19 protein-coding genes are annotated in these 22,550 nt (G+C 60.8%); 6 read left to right on the plus strand and 13 right to left on the minus strand.

Going from position 1 to position 22,550, the window contains the following annotated elements; genetic code table 11:
• The first annotated feature begins 38 nt into the window (after window positions 1-38).
• The 4 genes from AC13RC_RS15245 to AC13RC_RS15260 all read left to right on the plus strand — a co-directional run bounded on the left by AC13RC_RS15245 (window position 39) and on the right by AC13RC_RS15260 (window position 5,280).
• Window positions 39-1,628 carry an ABC transporter substrate-binding protein gene (locus tag AC13RC_RS15245; RefSeq protein WP_113332729.1) on the plus strand — a complete coding sequence of 530 codons (1,590 nt, stop codon included), beginning with the start codon at window positions 39-41 and terminating at the stop codon, window positions 1,626-1,628.
• 196 nt (window positions 1,629-1,824) lie between these two features.
• Window positions 1,825-2,832: an ABC transporter permease gene (locus tag AC13RC_RS15250; protein ID WP_113351101.1), complete on the plus strand. Its 1,008-nt coding sequence runs from the start codon at window positions 1,825-1,827 to the stop codon at window positions 2,830-2,832.
• Window positions 2,829-3,656, plus strand: a complete 828-nt coding sequence (locus AC13RC_RS15255) for an ABC transporter permease (protein ID WP_183809194.1) — start codon at window positions 2,829-2,831, stop codon at window positions 3,654-3,656. The genes AC13RC_RS15250 and AC13RC_RS15255 overlap by 4 nt, the downstream gene beginning before the upstream one ends.
• On the plus strand, window positions 3,649-5,280 hold the full coding sequence (locus tag AC13RC_RS15260; protein WP_069615470.1) for an ABC transporter ATP-binding protein: 1,632 nt from the start codon (window positions 3,649-3,651) through the stop codon (window positions 5,278-5,280). The genes AC13RC_RS15255 and AC13RC_RS15260 overlap by 8 nt, the downstream gene beginning before the upstream one ends.
• A gap of 4 nt (window positions 5,281-5,284) precedes the next feature.
• Here AC13RC_RS15260 and AC13RC_RS15265 read toward each other — a convergent pair whose 3' ends face one another.
• Together AC13RC_RS15265 and AC13RC_RS15270 are read right to left on the minus strand one after the other, a co-directional pair.
• Window positions 5,285-6,310: a thioesterase domain-containing protein gene (locus AC13RC_RS15265; RefSeq protein ID WP_488557643.1), complete on the minus strand. Its 1,026-nt coding sequence runs from the start codon at window positions 6,308-6,310 to the stop codon at window positions 5,285-5,287.
• A gap of 255 nt (window positions 6,311-6,565) precedes the next feature.
• Window positions 6,566-7,351, minus strand: coding sequence for a helix-turn-helix domain-containing protein (locus tag AC13RC_RS15270; RefSeq protein ID WP_145317951.1), 786 nt, complete (start codon window positions 7,349-7,351; stop codon window positions 6,566-6,568).
• 122 nt (window positions 7,352-7,473) lie between these two features.
• On the opposite strand from AC13RC_RS15270, the gene AC13RC_RS15275 reads away from it, so the two are divergent.
• Complete coding sequence (locus tag AC13RC_RS15275) at window positions 7,474-9,054, plus strand: ABC transporter substrate-binding protein (protein WP_488557644.1); 1,581 nt, start codon at window positions 7,474-7,476, stop codon at window positions 9,052-9,054.
• A gap of 21 nt (window positions 9,055-9,075) precedes the next feature.
• A complete protein-coding gene (locus AC13RC_RS15280) occupies window positions 9,076-11,079 on the plus strand; it encodes a CocE/NonD family hydrolase (RefSeq protein ID WP_488557645.1) in 2,004 nt (667 codons plus the stop codon).
• 1 nt (window position 11,080) lies between these two features.
• Here AC13RC_RS15280 and AC13RC_RS15285 read toward each other — a convergent pair whose 3' ends face one another.
• The 11 genes from AC13RC_RS15285 to AC13RC_RS15335 form a co-directional block, all read right to left on the minus strand.
• A complete protein-coding gene (locus AC13RC_RS15285; protein WP_488557646.1) occupies window positions 11,081-12,001 on the minus strand; it encodes an alpha/beta hydrolase in 921 nt (306 codons plus the stop codon).
• 167 nt (window positions 12,002-12,168) lie between these two features.
• Window positions 12,169-12,570, minus strand: coding sequence for a (R)-mandelonitrile lyase (locus tag AC13RC_RS15290; protein ID WP_488557773.1), 402 nt, complete (start codon window positions 12,568-12,570; stop codon window positions 12,169-12,171).
• Between the two features lie 134 nt (window positions 12,571-12,704).
• Window positions 12,705-14,336, minus strand: a complete 1,632-nt coding sequence (locus AC13RC_RS15295; protein WP_488557647.1) for an FGGY-family carbohydrate kinase — start codon at window positions 14,334-14,336, stop codon at window positions 12,705-12,707.
• Window positions 14,336-15,064, minus strand: a complete 729-nt coding sequence (locus AC13RC_RS15300; protein WP_113351196.1) for an SDR family oxidoreductase — start codon at window positions 15,062-15,064, stop codon at window positions 14,336-14,338. Before AC13RC_RS15300 ends, AC13RC_RS15295 begins: the two co-directional genes overlap by 1 nt.
• A 25-nt stretch (window positions 15,065-15,089) precedes the next feature.
• Window positions 15,090-16,340: a sugar ABC transporter permease gene (locus tag AC13RC_RS15305; protein ID WP_113332737.1), complete on the minus strand. Its 1,251-nt coding sequence runs from the start codon at window positions 16,338-16,340 to the stop codon at window positions 15,090-15,092.
• A complete protein-coding gene (locus AC13RC_RS15310) occupies window positions 16,337-17,158 on the minus strand; it encodes an ATP-binding cassette domain-containing protein (protein WP_112724449.1) in 822 nt (273 codons plus the stop codon). The genes AC13RC_RS15305 and AC13RC_RS15310 overlap by 4 nt, the downstream gene beginning before the upstream one ends.
• 84 nt (window positions 17,159-17,242) lie before the next feature.
• Window positions 17,243-18,328 carry an ABC transporter substrate-binding protein gene (locus AC13RC_RS15315; RefSeq protein ID WP_488557648.1) on the minus strand — a complete coding sequence of 362 codons (1,086 nt, stop codon included), beginning with the start codon at window positions 18,326-18,328 and terminating at the stop codon, window positions 17,243-17,245.
• Between the two features lie 204 nt (window positions 18,329-18,532).
• Complete coding sequence (locus AC13RC_RS15320) at window positions 18,533-19,417, minus strand: AraC family transcriptional regulator (protein WP_152094733.1); 885 nt, start codon at window positions 19,415-19,417, stop codon at window positions 18,533-18,535.
• A 227-nt stretch (window positions 19,418-19,644) separates the two neighbouring features.
• Window positions 19,645-20,598: an ABC transporter ATP-binding protein gene (locus AC13RC_RS15325; RefSeq protein ID WP_488557649.1), complete on the minus strand. Its 954-nt coding sequence runs from the start codon at window positions 20,596-20,598 to the stop codon at window positions 19,645-19,647.
• On the minus strand, window positions 20,599-21,618 hold the full coding sequence (locus AC13RC_RS15330; protein WP_488557650.1) for an ABC transporter ATP-binding protein: 1,020 nt from the start codon (window positions 21,616-21,618) through the stop codon (window positions 20,599-20,601).
• A gap of 2 nt (window positions 21,619-21,620) precedes the next feature.
• Complete coding sequence (locus AC13RC_RS15335; protein ID WP_488557651.1) at window positions 21,621-22,535, minus strand: dihydrodipicolinate synthase family protein; 915 nt, start codon at window positions 22,533-22,535, stop codon at window positions 21,621-21,623.
• Between the last annotated feature and the right edge of the window lie 15 nt (window positions 22,536-22,550).

The raw sequence follows: 22,550 nt of genomic DNA on the forward strand, positions 1-22,550 counted from the left end.
GGAGCTTTGTCAACACGGCAAGAAGAAGGAACAGGGGAATGAACGATTATACGAAATATCTGACCAGCCGCGTTACCGCCGGCGGGCTTAGCCGCCGCGAATTCATGGGACGCGCAATGGCCGCGGGCGTGACTTTGACGCTCGCCGACAAGCTCTTTACCGAAAGTGCAATGGCAGCCGAACCGAAGCGCGGCGGCCATCTGAAGCTTGGCCTTGAAGGCGGTGCTGCAACCGATTCCAAGGATCCGGCAAAATTCCTGTCACAGGTCATGTTCTGCATCGGCCGCTGCTGGGGCGACATGCTGGTGGAATCCCACCCGCTGACGGGTGCCGCCGTTCCCTCGCTCGCTGAATCCTGGGAGCCGTCGAAGGATGCCGCCACCTGGACCTTCAAGATCCGCAAGGGCGTGAAATTCCACAACGGCAAGGACCTGACGATCGACGACGTCGTCGCCACGCTCAAGCGCCATACGGATGCGAAATCGGAATCCGGCGCGCTCGGCGTTGTGAAGTCGATCAAGGAGATCAAGGCTGACGGCGACAACCTCGTTTTGACCTTGACCGAAGGCAACGCCGACTTGCCGTTGCTTCTGACCGACTATCACCTCGTCATCCAGCCGAATGGCGGTTATGACGATCCCCTCGCCTCGATCGGTACCGGCCCTTACAAGCAGGTCAGCTTCGAGCCCGGCGTACGCGCCACCTTCGAGCGCAACAAGGACGACTGGCGTACCGACCGCGGCTTCGTCGACAGTGTCGAAATCATCTGCATGAACGATGCGACGGCTCGCATCGCCGCGCTCTCATCCGGCCAAGTCCATTACATCAACCGTGTCGATCCGAAGACCGTGGATCTTCTCAAGCGTGCGCCGAACGTCGAAATCCTGGCCACCGCCGGCCGCGGCCATTACGTCTTCATCATGCATTGCGACAAGGCGCCCTTCGACAACAACGACCTGCGCCTGGCACTGAAATACGCCATGGACCGCGAGACGATGGTCAAGAAGATTCTTGGCGGCTACGGCAAGGTCGGCAACGACTTCCCGATCAACGGCACCTATGCGCTCTTCCCCGAAGGCATCGAGCAGCGCAAATATGATCCCGACAAGGCCGCCTTCCACTACAAAAAGTCTGGCCATAGCGGTTCGGTCTTGCTGCGCACCTCCGAAGTCGCCTTCCCCGGCGCCGTCGATGCCGCAGTTCTCTATCAGGAAAGCTGCAAGAAGGCGGGGATCAATATCGAGGTCAAGCGCGAGCCGGGCGACGGATACTGGACGAACGTCTGGAACGTCCAGCCCTTCTCCACCTCCTACTGGGGCGGGCGGCCGACGCAGGACCAGATGTATTCCACCGCCTATCTCTCGACGGCGGACTGGAACGACACGCGCTTCAAGCGCCCCGACTTCGACAAACTCCTGCTTCAGGCCCGCTCCGAACTGGACGAAGCCAAGCGCAAGGAGCTCTATCGCGCCATGGCAATGATGGTGCGCGACGAAGGCGGCGTCATCCTGCCGATGTTCAACGATTTCGTGAATGCCTCCACCAAGCAGGTAAAGGGCTATGTCCACGATATCGGCAATGACATGTCGAACGGCTATGTCGCGACCCGCGTCTGGCTGGACGCTTGATGCCTGAAGCGGCGAGAACGCCCTGATCCCCAATGCAGCCGGGACCGCGAAAGCCTTTCGCGGTCCTCCCGACGTTTCAGGCAATTTCAGGAAAATGCGCAGCTGTTTTCCATTCGGAATTGCGTAAAACAACAAAAGAGAGCGGCACAGCGATTCCTGTAAAACATGGAACCGCTCTCAGTGCGAGGCATCGGCCATGTCCAATTCACCTCCCGGCACCGTTCTGCCCGGGCTGAGGTTCAAGCAGCGTTTTCCGCTGCTATCCCTCATTATCGAGCGTTGCGTGCTCAGCATCATTTTGCTGTTTGCCGTCTCGGTCCTGATCTTCGGCGGGCTCGAAGCCCTGCCCGGCGATTTCGCCACCACTTATCTCGGCCAGTCGGCAACGCCGCAGGCGGTCGCGAATATCCGCGAAGAGCTTGGCCTCAATCGGCCTGTCGTCACCCGCTATGTCGAATGGCTCGGCAATGCCGTCAAGGGCGATTTCGGCACTTCCTGGGCCAGCAAGAATTCCGTCGGTGAGCAGATCGGCAAGCGGCTCGGCAATTCGCTGTTTCTGGCCGGCTTTGCGGCGTTGATTTCGGTGCCGCTGGCGGTTTGCCTAGGCATGCTCGCCGTCCATTTCAGGAACCGAATGCCGGACAAGATCATCAATGTCATCTCGCTGGCGGCAATCTCTCTGCCGGAATTCTTCATCGGCTATCTCCTCATCATGTTCTTCTCGGTCAAATTCGGTATCGCGACTTTTCCGGCCACAGTTTTCGACGGCATGGGCTTCGTCGATCGGCTGAAGGCAATCGCGCTTCCGACCGCAACTCTGGTCCTTGTCGTACTCGCTCACATGATGCGCATGACGCGGGCGGCCATTCTCTCCGTCATGTCTTCGGCCTATATGGAAACGGCGGAACTGAAGGGGCTCTCCGCCTTCCGCGCCATCGTCAAGCACGCCGCCCCCAATGCGCTGGCACCGATCATCAATGTGATCGCGCTGAACCTCGCCTATCTCATCGTCGGCGTCGTCGTCGTCGAAGTTGTCTTCGTCTATCCGGGCATGGGCCAGTACATGGTCGATGCGGTGACGGTACGCGACATGCCTGTCGTCCAGGCCTGCGGCCTGATCTTCGCCGCCGTCTACATCTTCCTCAACATGACGGCGGATATTCTCGCCATCATCGCCAACCCGCGTCTGAGGCATCCGCGATGAGATTGAGAGATATTCCCATCACCGCGTGGGTCGGCATTGTCGGTATTCTGATCGCCTTCATCTGCGCGATCTTCGCTCCCTGGATCGCTCCTTACGGCGAGACGGAAGTCGTCGGCAACGTCTGGCAGCCGGCCGATGCACAATATTTCTTCGGCCTCGACAATCTCGGCCGCGATATCCTGTCGCGTCTGATCTACGGCACCCGCACGACGCTCTTCGTCGCACTGGCGGCAACGATCATTTCCTTCTCGCTCGGCATCATCCTCAGCTTCACCGCCGCCGTCTCGCGCGGATGGATCGACACGGTCTTTTCGCGCTTTAACGACCTGATGATGTCGATCCCGACGCTGATCTTCGCGCTCGTGGTGCTCGCCGTCCTGCCGCAGAACCTGATCGTGCTGATCCTCGTCATGGCCATTCTCGATTCCACCCGCGTCTATCGCCTCGGCCGCGCCGTGGCGCTGGATGTCGCGGTCATGGAATTCGTCGAAGCCGCTAAGCTGCGCGGCGAAGGCAAGATCTGGATCATCTTCCGCGAGATCCTGCCGAATACGCTGTCGCCGCTGCTAGCGGAATTCGGACTGCGCTTTGCCTTCTCGATCCTGTTTCTCTCCACCCTCTCCTTCCTCGGCTTAGGCATCCAGCCGCCGGCGGCCGACTGGGGCGGCATGGTCAAGGACAATAAGGACGGCATCATCTTCGGGATTTCAGCCGCGCTCGTGCCGGGCTCCGCCATCGCGGCACTCGCAATCTGTGTCAATCTGGTGGTCGACTGGCTCCTAAGGCGCACCTCCAGCCTCAAGGGAGGGCGTGGCGATGCCTGAGCTTCTTTCCGTCCGTAATCTCAAGATAGAGGCAACCAGCTATCCGCCGGGCGAGCCGCCGAAACGCGTCACCATCGTCGATGGCGTTTCCTTCGACTTGCAGAAAGGCAAGGTGCTCGGGCTGATCGGCGAGTCCGGCGCCGGCAAGTCCACCATCGGCCTTTCCGCCCTCGCCTACGGCCGTGGCGGCGCCGAGATTACCGGCGGCCAGGTGCTGCTCGACGGCACCGACATCCTGCCGCTCGGCAAGTCCGGCATCCGCCGGATCCGCGGGGCACGGGTCTGCTACGTCGCGCAATCGGCAGCGGCCGCCTTCAATCCGGCGCATCGGCTGGGCGATCAGGTCATCGAAGCAACGGTGAAGCATGGCCTGATGACGAAGGAGGAGGCAAGGAAGCGGGCGCTCTATCTCTTCCGCGTGCTTGGCCTTCCCAATCCGGAAACTTTCGGGGACCGCTATCCGCATCAGGTTTCCGGCGGCCAGCTGCAGCGCGCCATGACCGCCATGGCGCTCTGCTCCAATCCGGAACTGATCGTCTTCGACGAACCGACGACCGCGCTCGATGTCACCACGCAGATCGATGTGCTTGCAGCGATCAAGCACGCCATTGAGGAGACGCATACCGCTGCGCTCTACATCACCCATGACCTTGCCGTCGTTGCCCAGATTTCCGACGACATCATGGTGCTGAGGCACGGCAAGACGGTGGAATATGGCAGCGTCCAGCAGATCATCGAGGAGCCGCGGCAGGACTATACCCGCGCTCTCGTCAACGTCCGCCAGGAGATACGTGCAGAAGCCGCCGATCAGACGAGCGCACTTTTGAAAGTCGAGAATATCAGCGCGCAATACTCGAATGGTTTCAAGGTATTGCACGATGTTTCTCTACATGTTCCTAAAGGTCAGACATTGGCTGTCGTCGGCGAGTCCGGCTCAGGCAAATCGACACTTGCCCGCGTCATCACCGGCCTGCTGCCGCCGAGCGACGGGCGGATTTCCTTTGACGGCAAGCCGCTGACCCCTGCCTTGAAAGACCGCTCGCGACAGGAGCTGCGCCGTATCCAGCTGATCTACCAGATGGCGGATACCGCAATGAACCCGCGTCAGACCGTCCGCGATATCATCGGTCGTCCATTGACTTTCTATGATGGCCTGCATGGTGCAGCGAAGACCGCACGTGTGAAAGAGCTGCTCGATCAGATCGAGATGAGCAACGGTTTCATCGACCGCTATCCGGCCGAGCTATCGGGCGGCCAGAAACAGCGTGTCGCCATCGCGCGCGCGCTCGCAGCCAAGCCAGAACTCATACTGTGCGACGAGCCGACCTCGGCGCTCGATCCGCTGGTTGCCGAAGGCATTCTGAAACTGCTCCTGAAGCTGCAGGAAGAGTCGCATCTCTCCTACGTCTTCATCACCCATGACATCGCCATCGTGCGCGCCATCGCCGATAGCGTCGCGGTGATGCATCGTGGCAAGCTCGTTCGCTTCGGCCCGAAATCGCAAGCACTGTCGCCGCCCTTCGACGATTACACCGACTTGCTGCTGAAATCCGTTCCCGAAATGGAGATCGGCTGGCTGGAGCGCGTGCTGACGACGCGGAAGATGGAGAGCGCCGGAAATTGAAAGCTCAGCGCAGCAGGCGCGCGCTGAGTTCGCGAGCAAGCGTGCCGGCATTGCGACCGACAATCATGCTCTGGTGGTTGCCGGCAACATCGACCCAATCCGCATGCGCAAGAAAACGCCCCCATATGGTTTTGGGATCGCAATCGACCGGTGAGCCCTGCAGGCTGCGGTAGAAGGTCAGCTCGCCGTCATAACGGCTCGGTTTATAAAGACCCTTCATACGCAGGAGTTGTCTGGCAGCCGCATCGTAGAGCGGCGGATAATCGCCCATCCATTGCGGCGCCAGCTCCGGATAATAGGCCGAATGCGGATCGGCGTAGCGGAACGAAAGGGGCTTCAGTTTTTTTGCGAGGAGTTCTCGTCGCCCGATAACCGGCCTGCTGGTCTGAGCCGATGCTAGACGGCGTGGCTGAGAATCGGCTTTCCGTAGGTTCTTCTTTCTGGTTCGGGCGCGCCTCCAGCGTTGCCACATGAACCTGCCCCACGTCATCAGCGGCCACTCCTGCTCGCCAAACGGGGTATCAAGCATGCCAAGGAATGCAATCTTTTGCCCCTGCGCTCTCAGGACGCGGGCAAGCTCCAAGGCAAAAACACCGCCAAACGAATAACCGAGCAATCGATATGGCTCGCTGATCCCTGCTGCCTGCAGCGCTCTCAGCGTGCTTTGGACCTCGTCTTCCACCGTTGCCGGATGTCGACGATCGCGATTGAAGGCCGTCAACGCAACGCCAAGGATCGGTCCTGGAAAGCGGATTTCCTTGATCAATTGCTGCATTTCCAGGAAGCAGCTTGCTCCGCCTGCAAATAGCAGCAATGGCGCCGCGCCCTCCCCGTCACGGAGCTCTATGATTTTCGGAGAGACTGAGAGGTCTTCGTGATTGGAAATTGCAAGGCCGAGGGCATCGAGGGTGCGATGGCGATAGAAGACATTGACATCCAGCTCCTCCCCGGTTTCGCTCCACAAGCGCTTGATGAAATTCAAGACCCGGTTGACTGAAACAGCATCGGGAATGTCGGCGTCGCGGTCCAAATTAATCTTTGCTTCTTGGCGAAGCAGATCGTTGATATAGGCACACGCACTGGGATCTGCATCCATTCTCGCAGAGAAAAGCATCTAGGCATCCCCAAAATGTCGAAGTATGCGTCACTAAACGATATGATGACTGCTACTTTTATAAAGCGATCCTTAATATATTCCGTAGAAGCACAACTTTTTCTTGCATCTTGGGTTTTTCGCTGTTGAGCACCCGCGAAGGCTAACAAAGCCCTTCGGCAATCGGTGTCGTCAATACTCGGCTGGCACTGCATACACTTCGGCCGAGGGATCCGTAAGAAACGAGCGTACCGTCGGCGGCAATTGCCGCGATGACAGCGGCAGCGGTCCGCAGCGCGACAGAAGTTCTCGCAGATCAGGCTCGGCACCCACATGCCGCCAGATCATCCGCGAGGCATAGGGGAGGTTTTCCTTTCGCCAGGAAACTCCCATTGTCGTCCCGCGCAGATAGACGCGCTGATACTCGTCGAAGGGCAGAAGGATCGTCTGCGACAGTATGGGATTCGGGCCGACGACACGCTCGGTGATGAAGATGCGGTTTCGATAGAAGGCTGCCAAACCCACATATTTGGAAAATTGCTGAATGCCGTTTCCTGGGTCCCGCAGGCGCTCCATCGACTTGACGTGCACGAGCCCGCCCCGCTCGATAAGACGACTGCAGGAACAGACGACCATTCCCGGCCAGGATGGCGACCGATGATAGGTCTGGAAATAGCCGATATGACGTCGGAGCGCGGCCAGATCTCCGGGGAACGCCTTTAACAAATCGGAGCTTTGATTGAGGTCCAGGGCCGGCTTGCGAAGCCGCTCGCGAAAGAGCCTGGGAGCGAGATCAAAGTCGGCTGCATCGAGATCGAAATACTTGGCGATGCGCGCCAGATTGTGAGCAGACGGTTTCGTCTGGCCGTTGATATAGCGGTTGAATTGTTGCCGGTTGATATCGATCGCACGGCATAGATGCGAAATGGAACGCTGCGTTGCGCAGGCAATTTTGAGGTTCTCGACCAAGTGAGGCATCGGTAGCTCCGCATTGATGACGACTAGCGTAAACTTGCTTAAAGATGCGTCAAGTCGCGAAATTGCGTGGGCTGAGCCGGCCTCTACGTTCTCACCTACAAAATGGAAACGAGGGAACTGTCATGACGCAACAAAAAGATCAATCTTCTCAGCTGAATATGGGCCGCCGTCACTTCCTCGGCGGGGCAGCCGCGCTGGGTGCACTGCCGGCACTCACCTCCGGCCTCCTAATGCCCCGCGATGCTCAAGCACAGGAAGCGAAGCGCGGTGGTCATCTGAAACTCGGCCTCAAGGGCGGCGCCACCAGCGATGCGCTCGACCCGGCAACCTATAGTGCCTCCGTCTTGTTCGTCATTGGCCGCCTCTGGGGCGATACGCTCCTCGAATCCGATCCGAAGACCGGCGCTCCCTTGCCGTCGCTGGCATCCTCCTGGACGCCCTCGGCTGACGCTTCCGTCTGGACCTTCAAGATCCGCAACGATGTGCAGTTTCACGACGGCAGCAAGATGACGGTCGCCGACATTGTCGCGACATTGAAGCGGCATGCGGACAAGAATTCGCAGTCGGGTGCTCTTGGGCTTATGGCCTCGATCACCGGCATCGAAGAAAAGGCGGGCGATCTCGTCCTCACGCTTTCCGAGGGCAATGCGGATCTGCCTCTGCTTTTGACCGATTACCACCTGATCATCCAGCCGAAGGGCGGCGTCGACAAGCCGGCGGCGGCCGTCGGCACCGGCCCTTACATTCTGAAGAGCTTCGAGCCGGGTGTTCGCGCCACCTTCGAGAAGAACCCTAGGGATTGGCGCTCTGACCGGGGCTTCGTCGACAGCGTCGAAATCCTCGTCATCAACGACAACACCGCCCGCATTGCAGCGCTCGCCTCCGGTCAGGTTCATTTCGTCAACAATGTCGACCCGAAGACCGTGCCGATGCTGCAGCGGGCACCGACCGTCGAGATCGTCCGCAATGCCGGCAAGGGCTTCTACTGCTTCCTGATGCATTGCGACACAGCGCCCTTCGACAACTCCGATCTGCGGCTCGCGCTGAAATATGCGATCGATCGCCAGTCGATCCTCGACAAGGTTCTGGGCGGCTACGGGACGATCGGCAACGACTATCCGGTCAATTCCAACTACGCGCTCGCGCCGACCGATATCGAACAGCGCCCTTATGACCCAGACAAGGCCGCCTTCCACTTCAAGAAATCGGGCCTCGATCGCCCCGTTCAGCTGCTGACGTCAGACGCAGCCTTTCCGGGCGCCGTGGATGCGGCGATCCTGTTCCAGCAAAGCGCACGCAAGGCCGGCATCACGATCGACGTCAAGCGTGAACCGGAAGACGGCTACTGGACCAATGTCTGGAACAAGCAGCCCTTCTGCGCCTCCTTCTGGGGCGGCCGTCCGACCCAGGATTCGCGCTACTCAACCTCCTATCTCTCGACCGCGGAATGGAACGATACGCGCTTCAAGCGCCCCGACTTCGACAAGTTGGTGCTGCAGGCGCGATCCGAGCTCGATGAAGCCAAACGCAAGGTGCTTTATCGACAGCTGGCAGCGATGGTGCGAGACGATGGTGGCCTGATTTTGCCCGTCTTCAACGACTACATCATGGCCTCTTCGAAGACGCTGAAGGGATACGTGGACGATATCGGCAACGATATGTCGAATGGCTACATCGGCAGCCGTGTATGGTTTAATGCCTAAACCTCTTCTGGATATATGATCATGGCCGAGCGCAGCTTCACCACCATTGAAAATCAATGGATCACCCTGAAGGACGGAACGCGGCTTGCCGCGCGCATATGGATACCGGAAGGGGCGGAGAGCGATCCCGTGCCTGCCGTTTTCGAGTTCCTGCCGTACCGCAAGCGCGACGGGACAAGTCCGCGTGACGAATCCACCTACCCGGTCTTCGCTGCAGCAGGCATTGCCGGCGTTCGTGTCGATATCAGAGGCTCCGGCGAATCCAGCGGCGTCATCGATGGCGAATATACAGAGCTCGAGCTTGCGAACGCCTGCGAGCTGATTGCCTGGATCGCAGCACAGCCGTGGTCGAACGGCTCGGTCGGCATGATGGGCATTTCCTGGGGCGGTTTCAACTGCCTGCAGGTCGCGGCCTTGAAGCCGCCCGCGTTGAAAGCGGTGATTTCGATCGCCTCCACGGTCGATCGCTATAATGACGATATCCATTACAAGAACGGCTGCCATCTCTCCGCCCAGCTCTCCTGGGCGGCGACCATGCTCGGCTATCAGTCTCGCTCGCCCGACCAGGCCATCGTTGGGGACGACTGGCGCGATATGTGGCTGGAGCGCCTCAAGCAGGAACCCTTCTTCATGGAGGAATGGCTCCAGCACCAGCGTCGCGACGACTTTTGGCGGCATGGCTCCATCTGCGAGGATTTCGCAGGCTTCGATATCCCCGCCATCGTCATCGCCGGCTGGGCTGACGGTTACCGCAATACGCCGCTGTTGGCGGTCGAAGGCCTCGGGGATAAGGCGAAGGCGCTGATCGGCCCGTGGGTTCACAAATATCCGCATTTCGCCTGGCCGAAGCCGCGGGCCGATTTCCACGGAGAAGCCATCGCCTGGTGGAACCACTGGCTGCGTGGCGAACGTAACGGCGCGGAGGCCATGCCATCGGTGCGTGCCTATATTCTTGACGCCATAAAACCCGCCAAACGCCGCGACTTCGACCCCGGTTTCTGGATCGCGAAGCAAGAATGGAAGCAGCCGGAGATGCAGTGCTTCTATGTCGAGCAATTCGGCACGCTGATGGAAGGCATGCCAATCCCGCACGCACCGGAACATCCCGTCTATCTGCGCTCGCCGCTCGACACGGGTACGGCCTCGGGCGAATGGTTCACCCTGAAGCCGGATGCGGAAATGGCGATCGATCAACGCGTCGACGATGCCGGGTCGCTGACCTTCCAGACCGCACCGCTGGTGGAGGATCACGATTATCTCGGCCGCCCCGTCGTCACCTTGACGCTGCGGTGCGATGCCGAAACTGCCAATCTCTGCGCAAGGCTCGTCGATATCCATCCGGACGGCACGGCAACGCGTGTTTCCTTCGGCGTGCTCAACCTCGCCCATCGCAACGGCAATGCCGCGCCAGAGCCGCTGATTAAGAGTCAGCAGGTCAGAGTGACAGTGACGCTCGATGCCTGCGGCTATCGTTTCCGCAAAGGGCACCGCATCCGCTTGTCGCTGTCGACAGCCTATTGGCCGATGGTCCTGCCGCCACCGGAAGATCCGGGCCTGACGATCGACATCGCCTCCATCGGCCTTGCTTTGGCGAAGCTCGGTGCGCATGAGATCATCGACATCAAGCAGCCCGACAATCCCGATCCGCTGCCGAAATATATCGAACACGCACCAGGCTCGACGAAGCGGCAGGTGGTTCGTGATCTCTCAGCCGGCGTCACCCGCTATGAAATTTATGAGGATACCGGCCTTTCCGAACATCCCGGCACCGGACTTTCCACACGGCAGCTGCGCGAAGAAGTCTGGTCGATCGCGCCGGACGATCCGCTATCGATGACAGGCATCTCGACATGGACCTGCGACATGAGCCGCCCCGGCTGGTTCGTTCGCACGGTGGCAACGTCGTCCATATCCTGCACGGCAAAGGACTGGGTAATCAGCGCCTCGGTCGTTGCCTATGAGGGCGAAACGCAGATTTTCGAGAAGATATTCAAGGAGAAGCGCATCGTCCGCGACCTGATGTAGGTCAGCAGGAGCCCGCAAACCGGCTTGCCGCCGCGCAGATGGCGGCAAAACCGGTGCGCGCGCCATCGCTCATATGCCGTGCCCGCAGCCAGGCATGCACCATCTGCGGCTCCTCACGGAACCAGACCTCGATCCCTGCCTGCGCGAGACGCGCCGCATAGTTGCGGCCATCGTCGCGCAGCGGATCGTAATGCGCAACGGTAATGAAGGTTGGCGGAAGACCGGCCATGGTGGCTAAGGCAAGCGGTCCTGCGACCGGATCGCCTTCCGGCGCCTGCAGAACGGTGCGGTAATAGGCGACATCAGCCGTCGTCAGGCCCGGTGCCTCGGCCATCTCCTCATAGGAGCCGGAGACGAGATCGCCGCCGAGTGCGGGATAGATCAGGATCTGGCCAACAATGCCCGAAAGCCGCTCGGCTTGCGCGCGCACGGCCAGCCCTGCCGCGAGATTGCCGCCGGCGCTGTCACCGATCAGCACGACTGACTTCTTTTCGGCGAGCAGTTGCTTGAGAACGCTGAAACAATCATCAGTCTGGGCCGGCCAGCGATATTCCGGCGCCAGCCGGTAATCGACCGAGATCAACTCGGCGCCGGCATGATCGGCGACCTCAGCGCAGATCGCATGATGGCTCTCGAGCGAACCGACGACGAAACCGCCGCCATGGAGATAGAGGAGTATCGTTGTCGTACGGATGTTGGCGGGCCTGTAACGCCTGACAGGAATCGTTCCGGATACGAAGCCATCTGTAGTCCGCATGCCCTCCGGCAAGGGGCGATCGAAACGAGCGCAAAGCGCGTCATACCATTGGCGCTGCTGCGCGATGGAGGCCGTTACCGCATCCGGCGGATAGAAGGACTCACAGATCTCCATGAACTGCAGGATGCCGGCTTCGCTCGGCATGGGACGCTCAACAGAGGTCATCGGATATCCTCGATTCGTGCCAGTGCATCGACACTACGCGGCGATGCAACCGAACACTTATCTGCCTACGGCCAGCACCGCCGCTATGGCGACATCTTTTCCGGAAGCTGCGAGGGTCAATCAGCCGCAAATACGCTGCTTGACGGCAAGGAAAGGGGTCGGCATCTTCACCTCGCGTGATATTGCTCGTCCGTCACATGCTCCAGCCAGTCCACCACCTTGCCGTCAAGGTGTTCCTGGATGGCGATATGGGTCATGGCTGTCGTCGGCGAAGCACCGTGCCAATGCTTCTCATTCGGTTCGAACCAGACGACATCCCCGGGCCGGATCTCCTCGACCGGACCGCCATCGCGCTGAACGAGACCCAGGCCGGCGGTGACGATCAAGGTCTGGCCGCGCGGGTGGGTATGCCATGCCGTCCTCGCGCCGGGTTCAAACGTGACGCTGCTCGCTGCGGCGCGCCGCGCATCATTAGCCACAAAGACCGGGTCAATCCGGACTGTACCGGTGAACCAGTCCGAAGGGCCTTTGCCGGAGGGCTGCACACCGTTCCTCGTGATATCCATGATGACCATCCTTTCCTGCGATGAGCCGTGACGGCTCCGCTGCATGAGGGCAATCTAGCCTGCAATTGACAAAGCGGTAGAGGGCCATCGTCGTATAGACTTATGAATTGGAGCGATAAATGTCGTTCCCGCCAGACTTACGACGCCATCAAGGTGCGGATGCTGCGATCTGCCGATTGCAGCAGCGCGAAAGCTTCGTAACGCCGTTCATGCAACGCCCTGATGGTACCATCCGCCGGCTCGAACCTCTTCGCCAGCCGTGACATGGCAGCCATTGCGTCCACGAGCGAACCGCAATGCCCGCCGGCCGTGGCGCCGAGCATGGCCGCACCGAGCAAAACGGGTTCCTCCGTATCGGCGACAGCGACCGGCCTGCCGGTCGTATCCGCCAAAAGCTGACGTACCAATCCGCTCTGGGCAGCCCCGCCGCTGGCGATGATGAGATCGCAGGCAATGCCGTCCTGAGCCAGCTTTTCGAGCAGCTGCTTGAGGCCATAGCCGATGCCGCAAAGGCCGGCGACATAGAGCGCGACAAGATCATCGATGCCAGTTTCCAGCCCGAGGCCGGAGATGACGGCGCGAGCGTCGGGATCGGCATAGGGCGAACGATTGCCGAGGAATTCGGGCACGACTTGAATGGGCAGCGCGAGCTTCACGGCGTCGGACGCATTCCTGACCGCCTTCATGGCCTGCCGGTCAAGCCAGGCGACGAGCGACAAGTCTTCCGCTTCGGCCCTGGCACGCGCCTCACCACTTGCCGGATGCATGGTAACGAGATGATCGATCGCCGCCCCTGCCGCAGATTGCCCGCCTTCGGTCAACCAGAGGCCAGGCACCATGGCAGAATAATAAGGTCCCCAAACGCCATCGACGAAGACAGCGTCATCACTCGACGCCATCGAACAGGCGGAGGTGCCGAAGATATAGGCGAGCCTGTGCCGGACATCGGCTTTGCCGTCCGCCCCCTGCCCGCCGAGCGTCCCGACGCCGCCCGCATGGGCATCGATCAGCGACGCGCCGACCGGCGTACCAACGACGAGGCCAAGATCGCCGGCGGCAACGTCGTTCAAGCCGCCACCGAGTGCCGTACCCGGCTCGACGATCTCGGTGCCGATCCGCACAAAGCCTTCGTCGGCCAACTCACCAAGGCCGATATCCTTGAAATATTGCGCATCCCAGCGCTTCTCGTGGGCGAGATAGGTCCATTTGCATGTCACCGTGCACACGGATCTCTGCAGCGAGCCGGTCGCGCGCCAGGTCAGATAGTCGGCAAGATCGAAGAAATGATCCGTTGCCGCGAAGGATTGCGGCAGGTTTCGCTTCAGCCACAGGAGCTTCGGCGTCTCCATCTCGGGCGAGATCCGGCCGCCGACATAACGCAGCACGGCATGATTGCCTGAATTGATCTCCGCCGCCTCGCCGGCCGCACGATGATCCATCCAGACGATGATATTGCGATTGGCATAGCCCGATGGTCCGACAGCCACGGGTTGGCCATCCGCCTTGACGGCGACCAGTGAACAGGTTGCATCGAAGCCGATGCCCGAAACGTCACCGGCCGCTATCTTTGCCGTTGCAACAGCCTCTTTGACGCTGTCGCAGACGGCTCTCCATATCTGCTCGCTCGACTGCTCGACGATGCTGCCGGCCTCGTGCCAGATGGTAATCGGCCGCTTGGCGGCGGCGAGCAGATGGCCATGCGCATCGAAAACCCCGGCCCGGGCGCTGCCGGTGCCGACATCGATGCCGATGAAATAGGGTGCTGTCATCAGAGATCCGTACTCAAAGGCAGGATCACCAGATCCCGGATTACGATGTTCCGCGGCCTCGATAGCATGAAGAGCACCGCTTCCGCCACTTCCGTCGCCTCCATGAGGCCGCCCGCGGCAATCGCTTCGTCAAGCTTTGCCTGTGGCCAATCGCTGATCAGCGCCGTTACCACCGGCCCCGGCGCCACGGCGCCGACGCGGATACCATGCTTGGCGACCTGGCGCCGAACCGTGTGGGTGAAAGCCTGGATGGCATGTTTGGAGGCAGTGTAGATCGGCTCCCAGACCACCGGCACCAGACCGGCGATCGAGCTCGTCATCATGATATCGCCGGTCTTGCGCTCGATCATATGCGGCAACACCATGCGAACCGAGCGGAACGCCGCGTTGATATTCAGATCCAGCATCCGGTCCCAGGAATCGGGATCGCCTTCCGCCACCTCGCCGCCGATATAGGCGCCGGCATTGGCATGGAAGATATCAAGCTTACCGAACTTGCCAAGAATCTGCGGCATCATCGCCGCTACGCTCTCGGGGTTCAGAAGATCGACGACGACGGGAAAGGCGTTCGGCCCCAATTCGGCGCAAAGGCTTTTCAGGCTGTCTTCGGCCCGGTCGACGAGGGCGACGCTGGCGCCCTCTTTCAATAGCGATTTGGCGCATTCCAGGCCAATTCCAGAGGCAGCCCCGGTGATGGCGGCGACCTTGCCGGCAAAATCCTGTCTCATAACAATCCTTACCTTCTTGAAGAAATCAGCCGCGCCCATGCGAGGCGCGGGAACGACGGGCGAGCGAGTCGACGATGACGGCAATGGCAAGAACTGCGCCTGTGATCATGTAGCGAAGCGCCGACGACAGATCGAGCATGGTGAGGCCGCTGGCGATCGACTGGATGACGATGATGCCGAGCAGAGCCGAATAGGCGCTGCCGCGGCCGCCGAAGAGGCTGGTGCCGCCGATGACGGCCGCCGCAATCGCATTCAGATTGACGTCGCCTGTACCCGCCTGCTGGCTGGCCGAGGCGAGACGTGCCGCCGCTAGCACGCCGCCAAGCGCCGCAAACATGGCGCAAAGCACGAAGGCGCTGGTATAGATCCTGCGTACGTTGATACCGGCGCGGCGCGCTGCCTCGCGATTGCCGCCGACGGCGGACATCGACCGGCCCCATTGCGTGCGCGTCAACGCGTAGTCCATGACGATAACAAGCACCACGAACAAGGCAAACATCCAGGGAACGCCACGATCCTGATTGAGGTAGAAGGCGACGAACTCTAGGGCCACGGTGATGACAGCCGCCTTCGCCAGCAGGCCGCCGACGGAGGGCGCGGAGAGGTTCGCCTGCCTGCGTCGCCGCACAGTGCCCAAGCCGGTCGCCAGCAGAACCACACCCGGAATAAGCGCGAAGAGATACGCAAGCGGTCGAGGAATGACGAGGAGCTGGCCGAAATTTACGATCGCCGAGCCATAGGGCAGATTGATCGAGCCGGTGGCGCCAAGCAGATAGAGCTGCATGCCGAGCACGGCGAGAAGACCTGCCAATGTGGCAACGAAGCTCGGCATGCCCAAGCGGTTGAACAGCACGGCATAGATCACGCCAATCACACCGCCGACGACCAGCGCCGCCAGGATCGCCAACGCCACCGGCCAACCCTCATTGACCCAGAGCATGCCGACCATGGCCGAGGCGAAGCCGCTGATCGAGCCGACCGAAAGGTCGATCTCGCCGACCATCAGTACGCAGACGATGCCCAGCGAAATGATGCCGACGGTCGAGGCGTCGAACAGCAGGTTGGCGAGGTTGTTGCTGGAAAGGAAGGTCGGGTTCAGCGTGCCGAACACCGTCCAGATTATGACGAGGCCGACGACGACGGGCAACGAGCCCAAGTCGCCGGAGCGCACCTTGTCGATGGAGGAGCGAATAGTCGCGCCAAGCCCGGTATCATGGTTAACGCGGACGTCACTGCGATCGAGCAGCATGGTCGATTGCTTGCTGTCCTGGCTCATGGCTGGCCCCCTTCTCTCAATTCCTGCTGGGCCTGACGCCGCCCTGCGCGTCGCGACACGGCGTTTTCCGTGGCTCCGGTGATGGCGCTGACAAGTTCCTGGTTCGAGGCATCTGGATAGAAGATGCCGTTGTTGCGGCCGAGGCGTAGCACGACGATACGGTCGGCGACGGCGCGCACATCCTCCATATTGTGGCTGATCATGATGACGCCGAGCCCCTTATCCCGGACGCGCTCGATGAGATTCAGCACTTCCGCGGTTTGCGCGACGCCGAGCGCTGCGGTGGGCTCGTCGAGCATGATGAGTTTCGGCTCAAGCAGCAGCGAACGGGCGATCGCCACCGTCTGCCGCTGACCGCCGGAAAGCGAGGCGATGGGGATGCGCACGCTCGGGATGCGCGCCGCGAGCTCGTTGAGCAGCGTCCAGGCGCGAACCTCCATGGCGGTTTCGTCGAGCTTCATCGGGCTCAGTTCGCGGCCGAGAAAGATGTTCGCAACGACATCAAGGTTTTCGCAAAGGGCGAGATCCTGAAAGACCGTGGCGATACCGAGATCAAGTGCCGTTGCGGGATCGCTGAGCGTCACCTGCTTGCCGCGGAATGTAATCGTGCCTGAACTCGGCTGATGGACGCCGGCAAGAACCTTGACGAGCGTCGATTTGCCGGCACCGTTGTCGCCGACAAGCGCCACGACTTCGCCGGCATGCACATCGAGGTTGATATCCGTCAGTGCCGAGACGGCGCCGAAGTGTTTGGAGATCCCTTTGAGGCTGAGCACAAGCTCGCCGGACGGGGCTCTATGATCGGAAGCGTCACTCATGACTCGCCACCTTCTCGGGTTGAAATGCTATCGGATGCGTTTGCCTCCGGCCGGCGAAGCGGCCGGAGACTGGGAGGCGCAGCCTTAGCTGCCGATACCGAGCTTCTTGCAGCCATCGGCATAACGGTCACCGCAGAGCTGTTCCGGCGTCTGGATCGGCTTGCCGTTGACGCTCTTGTCGATGATCTCGGCCTTCAGATTTTCTTGCGTGACCAGGGCCGGCGTGAAGAGCTTGGTCGGCGTGTCGAAGAGCTTCGTGTCGGCCTTCGGCGTCTCGCCAGACAGGAGTTCGATCGCGACATTGGCGGCGGCCGCAGCAACGATCTCGCTCGGCTTGGAAATCGTATTATATTGATCACCCGAAATGATGAGCTGCAGGCCAGCGATGGTCGCGTCGTTGCCCGTCACCGGCGGTACCGGATCGTAGCCGGCAGCCTTGAAGGCGGCGACAGCTGCGCCACCCGTGCCGTCATTGGCGGCGACGACGCCGAGGATCTTCTTGCCGAAGCGCGTGATCTGACCGCTTGCCCATTGCTGCGCCTTCGGCGGCGCCCATTCCGGCGTGTCGAATTCGGCCAGCACCGGATAGCCGCCGTCGGCGAGACCGGCATGAATGCCCTTCTTGATGAGGCCGGCGGCAGCATCCGTCGGCGAGCCGTTGATCTCAAGAAGGCCGCCATCGCCAGCCTTCACGCCCTTCGCCTTCAGATGATCGACCAGCGACTTGGCGATCATTTTGCCGATCTCTTCATTGTTGAAGGAGACATAATAGTCGGCAGCCGCCGACGGGATTGGACGGTCATAAGCAATGACACGCACGCCCTGGCTCTGCGCGAGCTTCACCAATGAGGCGGCGGCCGTCGAGTCTACCGGGTCGAGCACAATGGCTTTTGCGCCCTGCGAGATCGCCGAATTGAACTGCTGCTGCTGACGCGAGGCATCGCCATTGGCGTTCTGATAGATGACCTTGCAGCCGGCGCAGAGCTTCTTCATCTCCGCCTGGAAGCCGGGGAAATCGTGCTCCTCATAGCGCGTCGAGCTCTGGTCAGGCATCAGAAAGGCGACGGTCGCGTCCGTCACTTTGGTCGATTGCGCGAAGGCGGAAGTGCCGGCCAGAAGACCGACCGCAAGCGCGGCAGCGCCTGCGATTTTCAGTGCGAAATGGTTCATTGGAATTTCTCCGTTCCAAATGGTAATAGTTTCCCTCGATCATCACGGCTGTCCGCACGCGATGCTCTTGTTTGGTGGTTCGCCGAGAGCGGTCATGTGACCGACGCGGCGGTAATTTCGGACAAGCTTTCTCCTTCGGACGGCAAAGGCGCCTGCCCGTTCGCTTGCCCTGAATTTTGTCTCTCCTCCCTGTCCTCCCTTGTGTTAGGCGGCCTCCACCGCGCGTGCGTGCTGTGCCAAGAGCGACCTGAACCGGGAGGGCGCCATGCCCTTCTGATCCAGAAAACGCCGATTGAAGTTCGAGATATTGTTGAAGCCTGCCGCAAAGCAGATGTCGGTGATCGTCATCTCGGCCTTGCTCATCAAAAGATGACAGGCAAAGTTGATGCGCAGCCGATTGACGTACTGAACCAGCGCCATGCCGGTATGGCGGCGGAAGCTGCGCGAAAAGGCGCTCGGGCTCTGACCGGTCAATTCGGCCAGATCGCATTCGCTGAATGGCTCGGTCAGATGCGCATTGATGTAAGCCAGCGCCTGATTGACGCCCGCCGACATGAAGCCGGATGGGTCCGGCTGATAGCCGGCGCTGGCGAGCGTACGCGTGCCCTCGGCACGGCTCATCGCATCGAGAATATTCATGAAGAGTTCGATGCGGCGGATACCTGATGCCTCGACCAGTTCGCCAAGGATCGGGCCCACGATTGTCGCAGTCTCGGGCGTGAAGAGCGCACCGCGGCGGCTCGTCTCCAATATGCCGGCGCAAGCGGATAGTTCGGGGAAGACCTTACTCGCATCGGCAAAGAAGGATTCGGAAAATTGCAGGACGCGGCAGCGCAGCGGCAGGGTGACACCGGCAGGCACGTCGCTCACCCAATTATGCGGGAGGTTCGGTCCTGTCAGCACCAGATTGCCGGGCTCGAACTCGCCGATAAAGTCGCCGATAAAATATTGACCCGTTGTCGCGACGACATGATGGATTTCGTATTCGGGATGGAAATGCCAACGCACCGTGCGGTAGGGATAGCCGTGCTCCCACGCTTTGAAGGATTCTCCGCTGCCGATCGCGACCACTTCCAAATCGGGATTCATCGGCAAACCTCCTTTCGTCCGTCCGCATTCGTTACGGTTACGGCGCCTCCTCCCAGAGGCCATCGCATCTTTTATGTGGTAACCCTACCCCTCATAGCCGCTTGCCGCTACTACGCCTTGTACGTCCAACCGATACTTTTTTGACATCAAAGGTGGCCCGTTTGGTCAAATGTGCAGTGCGACATAGCCAGCCGCGTCGCGAGATCCGTATCAGCCCGAAAGCGGGATCAATCGAGATCGTCGCGAATACATGCCTTGAACTGCCCCGGCGCAATCTCCCGCAATTGCGGAACCGTCGTCGCGCAGGCCTCGAGCGCGAAGGGACAGCGCGTGCGGAAGACGCAGCCACTCGGCGGATTTGCCGGGCTCGGAATATCGCCCTTCAGGATTTGCCGGTCGCGCCTACTGTCCGGGTCCGGTGAGGGAATGGCCGAGAGCAGCGCGCGGGTATAGGGGTGGCGTGGCCGGGCATACAGATCAGCGCTTGCAGCAATCTCCATGATCCGCCCGAGATAAAGCACAATGACGCGATCACAGAGATATTCGACCACGGCAAGATCATGAGAGATGAACAGCATGGTAAGCGCGAGGCGCTGCTGTAGGCTGCGCAGCAGATTGATGAACTGCGCCTGAATGGAGACATCCAGTGCCGAAACGGGTTCGTCGGCGATCAGAAATTCCGGCCCGAGCGCAAGTGCGCGCGCAATACCGATCCGCTGGCGCTGGCCGCCTGAGAATTCATGGGCATAGCGATTGATCGCGTCCGCCGGCAAATCCACCTGTTCGAGCGCCGCGCGTGCCCGATCCAGCCGATCCATACGGCTGCCGATACGCTGAATCTTCAGCCCCTCGGACAGGATCTCGCCGATGGTCATGCGCGGCGACAGGCTGGCGAAGGGATCCTGAAAAATATACTGCATGCGCGGTCGCATGCGCCTCAGATCGCCGGCGCCGAGCCTGGTCATTTCCGTGCCGTCGAAGCGGACGCTGCCGGCCGATGGCTCGATCAATCGCAGGATGGACCTGCCGATCGTCGTCTTGCCGCTGCCGGACTCTCCCACGAGCCCCACCACTTCGCCTTTTCCGATATCGAAGGAGATATCGCGAAGTATGGAAAGCCTTGCGCCGCGGGACACATAATTCTTGGCAAGATCGCGAACGGAGACAAGCGCTTCGGTCATCTAAATCTCCCGCCAGCGGATGCAGCGGCTCGCATGGCTTGCATCGACAGCATCGAGAGGCGGCACCGCCGCGCCGCAAGCCTGGATCGCGTGGGCACAACGCGGCGCGAAGGCGCAGCCGGATGGCATGCGCGTCAGGCTGGGTACCACACCGGGAATAGCGTATAGCGGCTCGCCTGCCTGACGCATCCGTGTCGCCTCGCCGAGCCGCGGCATGGAGGCCAAAAGGCCGCGAGTATAGGGATGCCTCGGATTGCGGAACACTGTTTCCGTCGGCCCTTCCTCGACAATCCGGCCGGCATACATGACGGCGACGCGATCGGCGATCTCCGCCACGACACCGAGATTATGCGTGACGAACAGGATCGCCATGCCGCGCTCCCGCTGCAGCCGCTGGAGGAGATCGAGGATCTGCGCCTGTATCGTGACGTCGAGCGCCGTCGTCGGCTCGTCTGCGATCAGCAGCACAGGATCGCAGGCAAGCGCCATGGCAATGGTCGCGCGCTGCCGCATGCCGCCGGATAGTTCATGCGGATATTGCCTGACGCGGCGTTGCGCATCGGGAATTCCGACGCTTTCCAGCAGCGCGATCGCCTCACGCATCGCGGCGGCACGATCTGCCCGCCGATGAATGCGGATCGGCTCGGCAATCTGATCGCCGATGGTCAGGACCGGATTGAGGCTCGACATCGGCTCCTGGAATACCATGCCGATAGCGCCGCCGCGGATCTCACGCATATGGCTGTCGTCCAGCGTGGCGAGATCGCTGACGATGCCTTGCCTGTCCCGCAACCGAATGCTGCCAGCTGCGATCCTCCCGACATTACGCGTCAGCAGCCGCATCACCGAAAGGCTCGTCACCGACTTGCCCGAACCGGATTCGCCGACCAGCGCCAGCGTCTCGCCCGCGTCGATAGTCAGGTCGATATCTCTGACAGCGGTCAACTCGCCGCCGCGGGTGCGGAAGACGGTCCTGAGCCCCCTGATATCGAGAACGGGTTGGCCAGCCGGCGCTATCATACCTACAGCAGCCCCGTATTCTTCAGGATTGCATCGATCCTGGCCGTTTCCTCCGCATTCAGTGCCGCGCGCGGGCGGGGCATGATAGCGGTATCGATAATGCCAAGACTTTTCATGGCTGCCTTGAAGGCCCCGATGCCGGCGGCACCGCCGCTGACGCGGCCCTGCGCGACCCAGACGATCTCGAACAGGCGGCAAAGCCTTTCCTGCTCGCGCCGCGCCGCAGTCCAGTCGCCGCGCTGCGCGGCATCCCATAGCCGCACATAGCCATGCGGATCGACGTTGGCGATACCGGGCACCACGCCATGCGCGCCCATGAGAAGCGCATTGTCGACGACGATTTCGGAGCCCGTCATCAGGAAGATATCCTTGTGATCGGCAAGATCGAGCAGCGCATAGCGGAAATTGCCGTCGTCGCCGCTGGAATCCTTTAGCCCGATGATGGTCCCTTCCTTGGCGAGTGTCACCACGGTCTGGCGCTGCAGCTTCACATGCACGCAGACCGGGATGTCATAGGCGACGAGCGGTACATCGACAGACTCTCTTATGCAGCGGAAGTGATCCAATATCTCTGACTGGCTGGTCACCGTATAGAACGGAGCGGTGACGACGACGGCGTCGGCGCCGGCCGCCTTGGCGATTTTCGAATGCGCGATTACGCGGTCTGTCGTGGGGTCGATGACACCGACCAGCAGCGGCACCCGCCCATTCACGACCTTGGCGGAATGCTCGATGATCTCCCGCCGTGTCTTTTCGTCGTGGAAGACGACTTCGCTGGTGGAGCCCAGCACGAAGGCCCCGTGGCAGCCGCCATCAATCAGATGCTCCAGCACCCTCGTATAGGATGCGTAATCCACCGTGAAATCGTCGTTCAGCGGCGTTACAACGGGAGGCACCACGCCCTTGAATTTACTCATTGTCTCTTTCTTTCC

It is taken from the genome of Martinezella sp. CNPSo 3890 (genome assembly GCF_057784455.1).

What these genes read in the sequence shown, in the direction of transcription:
- AC13RC_RS15245 (WP_113332729.1), top strand. Translation starts at nt 39, where the DNA reads ATGAACGATTATACGAAATATCTGACCAGCCGCGTTACCGCCGGCGGG.
- AC13RC_RS15250 (WP_113351101.1), top strand. Translation starts at nt 1,825, where the DNA reads ATGTCCAATTCACCTCCCGGCACCGTTCTGCCCGGGCTGAGGTTCAAG.
- AC13RC_RS15255 (WP_183809194.1), top strand. Translation starts at nt 2,829, where the DNA reads ATGAGATTGAGAGATATTCCCATCACCGCGTGGGTCGGCATTGTCGGT.
- AC13RC_RS15260 (WP_069615470.1), top strand. Translation starts at nt 3,649, where the DNA reads ATGCCTGAGCTTCTTTCCGTCCGTAATCTCAAGATAGAGGCAACCAGC.
- AC13RC_RS15270 (WP_145317951.1), bottom strand. Translation starts at nt 7,351, where the DNA reads ATGCCTCACTTGGTCGAGAACCTCAAAATTGCCTGCGCAACGCAGCGT.
- AC13RC_RS15275 (WP_488557644.1), top strand. Translation starts at nt 7,474, where the DNA reads ATGACGCAACAAAAAGATCAATCTTCTCAGCTGAATATGGGCCGCCGT.
- AC13RC_RS15280 (WP_488557645.1), top strand. Translation starts at nt 9,076, where the DNA reads ATGGCCGAGCGCAGCTTCACCACCATTGAAAATCAATGGATCACCCTG.
- AC13RC_RS15285 (WP_488557646.1), bottom strand. Translation starts at nt 12,001, where the DNA reads ATGACCTCTGTTGAGCGTCCCATGCCGAGCGAAGCCGGCATCCTGCAG.
- AC13RC_RS15295 (WP_488557647.1), bottom strand. Translation starts at nt 14,336, where the DNA reads ATGACAGCACCCTATTTCATCGGCATCGATGTCGGCACCGGCAGCGCC.
- AC13RC_RS15300 (WP_113351196.1), bottom strand. Translation starts at nt 15,064, where the DNA reads ATGAGACAGGATTTTGCCGGCAAGGTCGCCGCCATCACCGGGGCTGCC.
- AC13RC_RS15305 (WP_113332737.1), bottom strand. Translation starts at nt 16,340, where the DNA reads ATGAGCCAGGACAGCAAGCAATCGACCATGCTGCTCGATCGCAGTGAC.
- AC13RC_RS15310 (WP_112724449.1), bottom strand. Translation starts at nt 17,158, where the DNA reads ATGAGTGACGCTTCCGATCATAGAGCCCCGTCCGGCGAGCTTGTGCTC.
- AC13RC_RS15315 (WP_488557648.1), bottom strand. Translation starts at nt 18,328, where the DNA reads ATGAACCATTTCGCACTGAAAATCGCAGGCGCTGCCGCGCTTGCGGTC.
- AC13RC_RS15320 (WP_152094733.1), bottom strand. Translation starts at nt 19,417, where the DNA reads ATGAATCCCGATTTGGAAGTGGTCGCGATCGGCAGCGGAGAATCCTTC.
- AC13RC_RS15325 (WP_488557649.1), bottom strand. Translation starts at nt 20,598, where the DNA reads ATGACCGAAGCGCTTGTCTCCGTTCGCGATCTTGCCAAGAATTATGTG.
- AC13RC_RS15330 (WP_488557650.1), bottom strand. Translation starts at nt 21,618, where the DNA reads ATGATAGCGCCGGCTGGCCAACCCGTTCTCGATATCAGGGGGCTCAGG.
- AC13RC_RS15335 (WP_488557651.1), bottom strand. Translation starts at nt 22,535, where the DNA reads ATGAGTAAATTCAAGGGCGTGGTGCCTCCCGTTGTAACGCCGCTGAAC.